The following is an 8,649-nucleotide window of genomic DNA, read 5'->3' as shown; positions in this document are numbered from 1 at the left end:
CCTCCTTCCACCAGTTCTCTAATTGTTTCTGCCTTTCTCGCGTTAAGGCTTCGTCCCTTAGACGCAGTTCTCTCAACTTTTTTAGATAAGCCACCTCAGTACGTAGACGCTCATTTTCTTCTTGAAGTCGCTCCAGATTCGTCATTTCTTCCCAAGTTTTCTTTGGTTTACGCCCCAATTTCTGTGGTTTCCCTCTTGTTTTCTCAAGAATAGTATACCCGTTTTTCTTGTATTGCGCTATCCCATTAGGCAGTGTATCTATTTGGCAGCGCATAGTCCAGTGAAACTTCTAGTTGAGAGCGACCTCTTAGTAGAACTTCGTTTATGATTTCCTCTTTTAATTTTGATGAATAGTAGTTGTTTTTATCTTTTTGAGCACAACCTAATCCATGTTTATCAATTAGTCGGACCAAGTATTTTAGATGAGCCTGATTCACATCAAATCTTTGCTTGAGTTGAGACCAAGTCCAACCTAATTGTCTTAAGTGATAGATCTCGATCTTATCATTATTGTTTAATTTCATAAGAAAAGCACCCCAATCATTAGATTTTGTGTCTAACTTTTGGGGTGCAGTTCATTATGGCTAAACATTTGTCATAACAAGGGGCTTTTTCTTAATGATTAGCCTCATACAATTTTCCATACAAGAGATAATCCACTTGACGAAGATCTTTGATCGTTTTACAATCAAGCGCACACATTATAAGTTTTAACTCGTCTTTCCAACCATTAATGATGTCAATCACACACCCGGTTGGGTATTTTTCAACTAGTTCTAAAATCGTGTGAGATAAACCGACTGAACGGGCTCCCAAGACCAAACATTTAATCATATCTAAGGGATGCCGCACGCCACCTGATGCTAAAATCTCTACTTGATCCATCATTTCTTGTGCATTGAGTAAACACTGAACGGTTGTTTGTCCCCAATCATTAAGGTAAGAACAATTTCCACCTCTTTGATTTTCAATATAAGCAAAAGATGTCCCACCTCTACCAGAAATATCAAACGTGTTAATGCCTAATGCATGCGCTAGTTTGATTGAAGTAACATCCATCCCAAAACCAACTTCTTTGAGAATGACTGGTACTGACATTTGCTGGGCGTAATCCGCTAGATTCTTTTTCCACGTTTTAAAATGCCGTTCTCCTTCTGGCATTAATAATTCCTGCATGAGATTGACATGCACTTGCAAAAAGAGAGGCTTCATTTCATTAACCGTTTGTTGTCCTAACACAATCGATTTATCAAGACCAATATTGGTAGCCAGTTGTAAATCTGGTGCGACCTCTCGTAGGCGATAAGAATCATCATTAGGATTTTTCAAAGCAGCACTATATGATCCTGTTACCATAACAATCCCAGTAGCGGCTGCTACTTTGGCTAATTTTTTATTAACAGCTTTGCCTTTCTCACTTCCCCCTGTCATCGCATTGATGTAAAAAGGGAAATCAAAATCCTGTTTTGCAAAATGAGTACTAAGATCAATTTCTGTTAAATCATAACTGGGTAGAGAACGGTGTATAAGTTCCATCTCATCAAAGGCATTATAAGGCGATTGATATTTTAGTGCATATTTAATATGGTCATTTTTTCGGTTAGTCATGATCTTCCCCATTTTTCTTGATAAAGTAGAACAATATCAGCTTCTTGCCATCTGGAAATAATAGCTTCTCTCGCTGTTTCATCAAAGACCAGAGCAATACCACAATCACCTCCACCAGATCCAGATGATTTAGCCACAGCATCTTGATCTTGACAAGCTTCTACTAGTTGGATTAACTTAGGGTGATAAATAGCTGCATCTAAGTGATTTAAAAGCTGCCCAGCTTTTTGTAAACTCTCCTTTAGAGTTTGTTTTCGTCCAAATTGCAAAGCAGAAATAGCCTCTTGTGTCATCTGCTGGCTCATTTCTAAAAAACGAGACGTGATTTTTGCCTTAACTTGTTGAATCATCTGACTTGACATTGAAGGAACTTTAGTCCAACCAACAAGAAAATCACAAGATAAGATCGGAAAGATTGGTTGAATACGATAACCCCAATCCTGATGTAAAATTTCTTGCAGCGTCATGTTTTGCAGCCACCCGCTAACCTTTTTTCGATCAAAGGAAGTGAAAGCAACTAGCTGTTGATAAGCAATACAAGCAATATCTCCCATGGACCCATTGTCTCCTTGCTTCAGCAAAGTATAAGAAGCTAGTTTAAACAAAAGATCTGAACCTAATACCAATTGATAATAGGCAGCTAGGGCCTTTAAGGTTAATACGGTCACACTCCCACTCGAACCAATGCCAAATTTCTTGCCTTCACGTTCCAGTTTGCCTGTGATAGACAATGAAAAAGACTGTAATTCCCCAATCGAAATTCCTAAATAATCAGCAAAAGTCTTGATAGCCGCTTGGATCAATCCATAAGATTTATCAGGAGTCATATCTACAGTGTAATTAAACATATCTGATGTTAAGCAAATACTATCTGATGGCGCTATCACAGCTGTCATCATAATTGGAATATAATGAATCAAGGCTGTTTGACCTGGTATTAAAATAGCATATTCCCCTGTCAGATATAGTTTACCACCTGTCTGAACAAGATAACTAGACATCTGGCAATTCCTTTGTTTTAGAAACAATAATACGATAATCTTTTTCAAATCGCTGTGCTAGTTGCTCAAGATCCTTTTCTAGACAAAGAACCTTAACATTTGGACCTGCATCCATCGTAAAATAGCACAAATAACCCTCTTGGCGAAGTTTTTTGACAGCTGCCATGGCTTGGTAAGATTCTTCTGTCAAATATGAAAAAGGAGGACTGGCTGTTTTAGTAGTCGCATGCATAGCTAAAGCATTGGCCTCGGTTAATTCTCCAACCTTTTCAAAATCATTAGTTTTGAGACACATCAACATTTTTTGATAATCTGCTGCTGACGATTCAACCCACTGATCAAATGTCATTGAGGTGTCTCGACACAATCTCATGCCATCTCGACTAGAAATGGGCTTTTTGGCATCACTTAAAACAAGCATAATCATTGCCAATTTTAAGTCAGTCTCAACTTTATAAATGGCACCCGTGTCCTTATCCCAAGCGGCAACCGGTCCAAAAAAGGAACGCGAAGCAGAACCTGAAGCAAACTTCGCTTTTTGTGCCAACACCTCTTGGTCTAAATGCGTTTCAAATAATTGATCACAGGCTTTTACTAAAGCTGATAAACCACTTGAACTAGAAGATAGTCCAGCTGCTGTCGGCATGCTATTTGTGGTTTCAACTTTGACAAACGGACGGGGAGCATTACGAAACTGATCTATTATAGCAGAAACTTTAGCATGTTCCTTGTCATCTTGCAAGACACCATTAATATAAAATTGATCACCTGTTGCTGTACTCGGTAAGAAGAAAACACTCGTTTTAGTAAACATGTTTTCCAAAGTCATAGAAATACTAGAAGTTGATGGAATCATTTTAGTCTGATCCTCTTTCCCCCAATATTTAATAATGGCAATATTAGCATATGATATTACAGTTACAACATTTGGATCCACGTATTTACGGCTCCTTCTTCCTTTAATTTATCACTAATTTTATCAGCATTTGCCTTTGTATCAGCTAGAGCAATCATACAACCTCCCAAGCCACCACCTGTCATCTTAGCTCCCAAAGCACCCGCTTCAAGAGCAACAGCAACTAGCTGATCCGTCTTTGAAACACTAACTCCAATTGCTTTTAAACAATCGTGAGCTTGTATCATGAATTGACCAATTGCTGCCTTGTCTTTTTGATTAATCGCCTTTTCAACCGCTTCTGTCAAAAAACCAAGCCGAGCGAGATGAGGAAGATTTGCTTCTTCAAACTGAGCAACCTTATCAACTGCTTCACGCGTATGCCCATGAATACCTGTATCAGCAATAATTAAAAAGGCGTTCAGATCAATCACAATAGTCTCAAAACCAATATTTCGGATAAACTTAATCGCATGATCGCTAAGACAAGTCTTGGCATCTAAGCCACTCGGATTGGTATGAGCAATAATTTCAGCCTTATTAACCAGAATCTCCAATAAACCATCTGACAAAGGCTTTTGAAAATAAGAAAAAACGGCTCTAATTGCTGCAAGAGAAACCGCTGCTGAAGACCCCATCCCTCGTTTTTGAGGGACCTGAGACACAATTTCATAAGCAATGGGTTCCTGTAACTGCTGCAAATAATCTAAGGCAGCGTAAATAGCTGTTGATAGTGTATCATAAAAATCAAAGGTTAAAGGCTTCTCAGCTGGAAAAATGTGACAAATCACTTCAATATCTTTCAAAGGCAAAGCAATAGCTGGGTAGCCGTAAACAACGGAATGCTCCCCCATTAAAATAATCTTGCTATGTGCTTTTCCATATCCAATTTTTTCTTTCATCTTTTATCTTTTCATTACATATTCTTTAAAACTTTTCCCCTATTATTTTACACTAAATTGTTAGAAAATGCGATGATAGTTCCTCTTTTAAGAGCTTTTCTAAACTACTTTTCTAACAACACAAAAAACCTGAGTTTTGCTCCATCTCAGGCTTTTCACTTATTTACAGTAAACCATTAAAATGAACTCACAACATTAGGCTATTATACTGTTTCTTGAAGCTTAGATAGGTGAGCATAGACACCATTTTGGACCAACAATTCTTGGTGAGTCCCACGTTCAATAATTCTTCCCTTGTCCAAGACTAAAATACGATTGGCAGTTTGAATCGTTGATAAACGATGAGCAATGATAAAAGTTGTTCGTCCTTTTTTCAAAACATCCATAGCACGCTGGATAATGTCTTCTGTTTCCGTATCAATATGGGAGGTCGCTTCATCTAAAATGAGAATTTTAGGATTAGCGATCAAGGTTCTCGCAAAAGCGATTAACTGCCGTTCGCCACTCGAATAAGAAGCTCCCTTTTCATAGACCGGTTCATGTATCCCCTTATCCAACCGAGAGATCATTTGAGAGGCTCCAACTTTTTCAAGAGCTTCCATAATGTCTTGATCACAATAAACGTGATTCCCCATGGTTACATTAGAAGCAATTGTTCCTGTGAACAGATAAGGATCTTGCAAAACAATTCCCATTTGAGAGCGCAAACTTTCTCTTGAGTAATTCTGAATATTCTGCCCATCAACTGTAATACTACCTGATTGTGGCGTATAAAAACGGTACAAAAGATTCATGATAGAAGACTTCCCAGAACCGGTATGACCAACTAAGGCAATAGTTTCTCCCTGATTAGCTTCAATGGTAATATCTGAGAGAACATTTTTTCCTTCTTCATAGGCAAAAGAAACACGATCAAATTGAACCCTTCCTTGATTAACTGTAATCTTTTCTTCTACTTCTGTTTCGGCTGTTTGATCTAAAAGTGCCATTAATCGGATTCCCGTTGTTTGTGATCGTTGAATATTAGGTAATTGTCTGACAAGTGTCCCCAGTAAATCAAATAATCTAGTTAAATAATTAAGATAAATAAACAGTTTTCCTACAGTAATACCCGGTTTCCCTTGTAAAAATTGATAACCAATAACAGCTAAAATAACAGAAATTGTTGTGAATTTGAACATTTCTGTTAAATTCCACGAGGCTACAGAGTCTGCAAAAATAATCCGATCATCAGCAGTTTTCATGTCATCAAGATGACGGTTAAAGTTATTCAAAATACGATCTTCCTGATGAAAGAGTTGGATAATAGAAACACCATTCATGGTTTCATTAACTTGTGTATTGATAGCACTTCTTGCCTCATAAAAAGCTTTCATAGGCTTATCAGTCAGACGTTTATACAAGACTTGTATCCCATAAAAAATAGGCACCACCAATAATAATAAAAGACCAGATTTAACATCCAAATAAATCATGACCCCATAAATAAAGACAATCTGGGTCAAACTAATAAGAATTTGTGACAAAAGGTTATCATAAAACTGATTTCGTAAGGTTTCCGTATCATTGACAATTTTCGTTGCTATTTTTCCAGCAGGTTGGTGATCAAAGTAAGAAATGGGTAGTCTTTGCATCACATCAAAGGCACAATTTCGCAAATGAGTAATCACCTTATTTGAAGAATAAACCAAAGTACGATAAGACACATAACGTAAAACAGCTGTGATAAGGATAAAGGCTAAATAAAGCAATGCCAGTTTTTGAAAACCAGAAATAACAACCGTTTCTCTCTTGGCAACTGGGCCAAGATAATTATCGATTATCTGTTGCAGAAACAAGGGAGCTATTTGTCCCATTGCTGTAGCTATCAATAGTAATCCGATTCCCGTGGCAAAAGTTGTTTTAGCGACTTTTATTTCAGAAATTAATCGTTTAAATAATACCATGTTAATCCCCCTGTGCCTGTTGTCGCTGGTATTGTTCATAGTACCAACCTTTTCGTGCTAGAAGTTGGGCAGGTTTACCCTCTTCAATAATACTACCTTGGTCGAGAACAATAATCCAATCAGCATGTTGGATAGCTGACAGACGGTGACTAACAATTATGGTAGTTTTCCCTTGTCTTTTCTCCTGAATGTGTCTAATAATCTCTGTTTCCGTCTGAGCATCAACCGCTGATAAAGAATCGTCTAAAATCAATAAATCTGGTTCCGAAAGAAAGGCTCTGGCAATTGAAATGCGTTGCTTTTGACCACCTGAAATAGATAATCCACGTTCTCCGATTTTTGTCTCCAACCCCTTAGACATACCTTTAAGATCTTCTGCAAAAGAAGCTGTTTCAATAGCAACTAAAATATCTTCTAAAGATGCCTCCTTTTTCCCCACAGCAATATTTTCTAAAACAGTTTGTGAAAAGAGCACATGCTCTTGTGGCACATAGCCAATATGATTTTCGAGAGAACAACGCTTGTAATCAAGAACATCATGTCCATTAATCTGAAATTTCCCTTGCCCAACTGGGTATTGCCGCAAAAATTGACGCACAAAAGTAGTCTTACCTGCCCCTGTTTTTCCAACAACACCAAGTGTCTCTCCTTTATTCAAGGTAAGATTAATGGCTGACAAACTTGCTTTATTACTATTAGCATAGCTAAAAGAATAATTTGTCAAACAAATCTGATCATAAGATGTTAACTCAAGTTGACCATCTTTCTCCATATCATCACCTGTCTCGATCAACTCATTAATTTTATTAAATGACGTACGACCAGTTTGATAAACCAAAATAAAATCAGATAACATCCCAAATGGTTCCACCAAAGAAACTAGGTAAAGCTGCAAAGCAATAACCTGACCTAAACTAATTTCACCTTTTGATATAAAGTGTAATCCAGTTACTAAAATAATGACAGTACTAACTGCAATCATGACACTGTAAACAGGAAAATAAAGCCCTCGATAATTGGCGATGCGATTCCAACGATCAGCCAGTTCTTGTGTTTTTCTTGCAAAGTGACTTTCTATATAGTCTTTTTTACTATAGGCCCGCATCACACGAATACCTTCAACCGTTTCTAAAACTTCATCGCTCAAATTGGCAACGGCGTCACGTGCTTCTTCAACTAAAATTTCTTGTCTTTTTGTAATGAAATAAATCATAATCATCATCACAACAATCGGAATCATCCCAATTAAAGTCATTTGCCAAGAAATCAGAAACATCGTTGGAATAATGAAAACGATCATCCCACCAGCATAAAGAATAATCATTAAACCATAACCAATAAACTCCATCAGTGCTTCAACATCTGTTGAAAAACGGGTCATCATATCTCCTGATCTAAATTTTTCATAGAACGGCGTCCGCATAAAAACTAGCTTGCGAAAAGCACGCTGTTGGAGATCAAATTTAAAATGCACAGCCTCCTGAAAAAGCTTAAGATGCCACAAATAACCTGTACCATAGGATAAAGCAGTAGCACCCAATAAAATTATAATATGACTAGTAAGTGACGATAAACTCAAGTTATTTTTTGACATATGATCAATCAAACTTTGAATAACTTTTGTTGGAATAACTAACGATGCATCATAAACAAAAAGGGTCAAAGCCACCAATAAATAAACCCACTTTTTCTGTTTGATGTAACGGATCATTAAGGATAACATCCTATCCTCCTTTTTCTTTCCATTCAACCTACACTACCACATAATAAATGGTAAAATAGGGATTTTTGCACACAAAAAGCCCGCAATAAGATATCCTTCCTAACGCGGGCTCTATTTTCTATTAGTAACACTAAAAGAAACTAACTTTTTTGGCTAGAAAGGAGAGGTATTTTAAAACAATTCACAAACTTAACTGAATTATCCATTGTTTAATTCTCCTTTCTTTTAATCTGTCTAACATTCTAACACATCAAAAAAACTTTGTAAAGCATTTTCTGCTTTTAAAAACGTTTCTATCTCCTAACTAACACGATCTCACTACAAGGAATTTAAAAAATGCTCCCAAAGAAACATAACACCCGTCACCAAAAACAACATTAGAAAAACTCTAAAAGATAAGGTTGGAATATTCTGAAAGGGAAACATTAGTCCTAAAAGATCTTAAAATGTTGACTACCAGCTAAACGAAAATTACTCTCAACGTGAAATAATTACAATTAAATAAAGCATTCCAGACCATCTGACAATAAATTTCGGAATCATTCAAAATAACACAGCTCTAAAACAAACATCT

General features: G+C 36.9%; 6 protein-coding genes and 1 pseudogene. All 7 read right to left on the bottom strand.

All coding sequences use genetic code 11. The annotated features are described in order from the left end of the window. Positions 1-524, bottom strand: a pseudogene (locus H346_RS10900) (hypothetical protein); the annotation flags it as partial. A 91-nt stretch (positions 525-615) separates the two neighbouring features. Further along, positions 616-1,608 (bottom strand): type 2 isopentenyl-diphosphate Delta-isomerase, encoded by a 993-nt coding sequence (gene fni / locus H346_RS0109475; protein WP_027970883.1) that lies wholly within the window; start codon positions 1,606-1,608, stop codon positions 616-618. Continuing rightward, entirely contained in the window at positions 1,605-2,609 is a 1,005-nt protein-coding gene (locus H346_RS0109470) for a phosphomevalonate kinase (protein WP_027970882.1), read from the bottom strand. The genes fni and H346_RS0109470 overlap by 4 nt, the downstream gene beginning before the upstream one ends. Continuing rightward, positions 2,602-3,546 carry a diphosphomevalonate decarboxylase gene (mvaD, locus tag H346_RS0109465; protein ID WP_027970881.1) on the bottom strand — a complete coding sequence of 315 codons (945 nt, stop codon included), beginning with the start codon at positions 3,544-3,546 and terminating at the stop codon, positions 2,602-2,604. Before mvaD ends, H346_RS0109470 begins: the two co-directional genes overlap by 8 nt. Continuing rightward, entirely contained in the window at positions 3,528-4,406 is an 879-nt protein-coding gene (gene mvk, locus H346_RS0109460; RefSeq protein WP_027970880.1) for a mevalonate kinase, read from the bottom strand. The genes mvaD and mvk overlap by 19 nt, the downstream gene beginning before the upstream one ends. Before the next feature lie 203 nt (positions 4,407-4,609). After that, positions 4,610-6,352 carry an ABC transporter ATP-binding protein gene (locus H346_RS0109455; protein WP_027970879.1) on the bottom strand — a complete coding sequence of 581 codons (1,743 nt, stop codon included), beginning with the start codon at positions 6,350-6,352 and terminating at the stop codon, positions 4,610-4,612. Position 6,353: 1 nt separating this feature from the next. After that, positions 6,354-8,075, bottom strand: a complete 1,722-nt coding sequence (locus H346_RS0109450) for an ABC transporter ATP-binding protein (protein ID WP_027970878.1) — start codon at positions 8,073-8,075, stop codon at positions 6,354-6,356. Positions 8,076-8,649 lie beyond the last annotated feature (574 nt).

Source organism: Streptococcus castoreus DSM 17536 (assembly GCF_000425025.1).
In the GTDB taxonomy this organism is placed as follows: Bacteria; Bacillota; Bacilli; order Lactobacillales; family Streptococcaceae; genus Streptococcus; species Streptococcus castoreus.
This window is presented reverse-complemented; position numbering and strand designations above follow the sequence as displayed.

Bases quoted from the DNA above. Each gene is read 5' to 3' on its own strand.
- mvk (WP_027970880.1), bottom strand. From the start codon at position 4,406: ATGAAAGAAAAAATTGGATATGGAAAAGCACATAGCAAGATTATTTTA.
- H346_RS0109450 (WP_027970878.1), bottom strand. From the start codon at position 8,075: ATGTTATCCTTAATGATCCGTTACATCAAACAGAAAAAGTGGGTTTAT.
- fni (WP_027970883.1), bottom strand. From the start codon at position 1,608: ATGACTAACCGAAAAAATGACCATATTAAATATGCACTAAAATATCAA.
- H346_RS0109455 (WP_027970879.1), bottom strand. From the start codon at position 6,352: ATGGTATTATTTAAACGATTAATTTCTGAAATAAAAGTCGCTAAAACA.
- H346_RS0109470 (WP_027970882.1), bottom strand. From the start codon at position 2,609: ATGTCTAGTTATCTTGTTCAGACAGGTGGTAAACTATATCTGACAGGG.